Source organism: Tenacibaculum amylolyticum, assembly GCF_964511145.1.
In the GTDB taxonomy this organism is placed as follows: Bacteria; Bacteroidota; Bacteroidia; order Flavobacteriales; family Flavobacteriaceae; genus Polaribacter; species Polaribacter amylolyticum.
Genome location: NZ_CAZEFZ010000012.1, coordinates 1 through 2,091, shown reverse-complemented (window position 1 = coordinate 2,091; position 2,091 = coordinate 1). Strand labels below are relative to the sequence as shown.

Below are 2,091 nucleotides of genomic sequence, written 5' to 3'. Positions count from 1 at the left end.
AATGATGCTGCAAGAACAGCTACTTTTAGTAGTAATTTACAGTTTTTAACCTTTGCCAACGATGGAAGAGCAACAACTACACAAACAACAGAGTTAAATACTACTGTATATAATACACGTATCATTAGAGAATGGCAAGTACAAAATATAGGAAGTGTAGGTGCAGTAAATGTTAAGTTTGAAGGATTTGGAGAATATGATGTGCTTTCAGATACGGATGGAGATTTTTCTACGACAGGAGATCAAACCGTTTTAGGAACATTAGATACCAATGGAGAATTAACTGGAGTTACATTTACCAATGGAGCATATATAACGTTAGCGAAACTAAATCCGTTTCCAGGAGGAGTGTCTACAGACCTTTCTTTATGGTTAAAAGCGAATGATGGAGAGAATTGGACAGATCAATCTTTAGCAGGAACAACAGTTACCGCTAATTTGGCTGGAGGTTCATTAACACAAAATCTAAATTCAATTAATTTTAACCCAACAATAGATGTTACAGGTCAAGCACACTATGCAACGAATCTAGATTTTGACAGAAATACGCTTTCAAATACAACAATTTTAACGGTAGTACAAGCTGCGAATACTGTAAATGTTCTTTTTGGAGCAAATGGAGGTTCAAATCACCGTGCACTTTACCCTTCTTTAATGAGTGCAGGAACAGCTGTCGGATTTAGTGGAACTGTTACAGATTATATAAATACGCCACGTATGTTTAATGCACAGTGGCAAACAGGTGTTGTTAATGGAAGTTATACACGAATAGATGGTAGCCAAAAAGTACTTACTACAGATAATGGAGGTGTTGGTGCTGTTTTAAAAATTGGAGAAATTGATGGAGATCCTAGTCAAAACTGTGATGGATGCCAATTTGCAGAAGCAATTGTATTTTCAAATGTCTTCAGTAATATAGATCCAAATGCTTTAAGTAAAGTAGAATCGTATTTAGCTTTAAAATACGGAATTACTTTAGATCAAACTTCAGCTACTTCTTATCTAGCTTCTGACGGAACTACTATTTGGGATGCAACAACTGCTGGTGCATTTAACAAAGATATATTTGGAATAGGAAGAGATGATTTTTCATCATTAAACCAACAAATTTCTAAATCAGAAAATACAGGAACTATCGTAACAATTTCTACAGATACGAACTTCTCTGGAGCAAATGGTACACATACTTCTTTAACAGACAAACAATTTTTAGTTCTTGCAAATGATGGAGGAGCCACAACCTCTCAAACATCAGAATTGCCAACTGGATTCCCAGAGCGTATAGTAAGAGAATGGAAAATAACGAATATAGGAAGTGTTGGAGCAGTAAACCTTAAGTTTGATGGATTTGATGACACATGGACTTTAATTAGCGATACAGATGATGATTTTTCAAATGGAGGAACTACTAATCTAGGAGCTTTGTCTGCCACAGGAGAAATTACAGGAATAACATTAACAAATAATACATTTTTAACGCTTGTAAAGTTACCAGATACGCAGGTAATACAGGATTATGCAGATGATAATACAAATCCAGTTCCAACCGTAACGGATTATACAAACGCAGGAGTAACAGGAGTAACGGCTGGAAACTTAGCAGAAATAAATGCAGTAGTTGATGGTTTAACAGGAGCTGATGTAGATACTACAGCAGAGATTCAAGCGATCATAGATGTCGTAATTGCAGGGAATGTTATTGAGAATTATGCAGATGACAATACAAATCCAGTACCAACCGTAACGGATTATACAAATGCAGGAGTCACAGGCGTAATAGCTGGAAATTTAGCAGAAGTAAATGCAGTAGTTGACGGTTTAACAGGAGCAGATGTTGATAGTTTATCAGAAATTCAAGCGATTGTAGATGGTGTGGTTGCCGGAAATGTTATCGAGAATTATGCAGATGATAATACCAATCCAGCGCCAACCGTAACTGACTATACAGATGCAGGAGTTACAGGCGTAACAGCTGGAAACTTGGCAGAAATCAACGCAGTAGTTGACGGTTTAACAGGAACGGATGTTGATAGTTTAGCAGAAATTCAAGCGATTGTAGATGGTGTAGTTGCCGGAAATGTTATCGAGAAT

Annotated in this window: 1 protein-coding gene; it reads left to right on the top strand. The window is 36.7% G+C overall.

Going from position 1 to position 2,091, the window contains the following annotated elements; all coding sequences use genetic code 11:
* The coding region (locus ACKTTC_RS05885; RefSeq protein ID WP_408038870.1) for an autotransporter outer membrane beta-barrel domain-containing protein at positions 1 to 2,091 on the top strand (2,091 nt) is incomplete at both ends.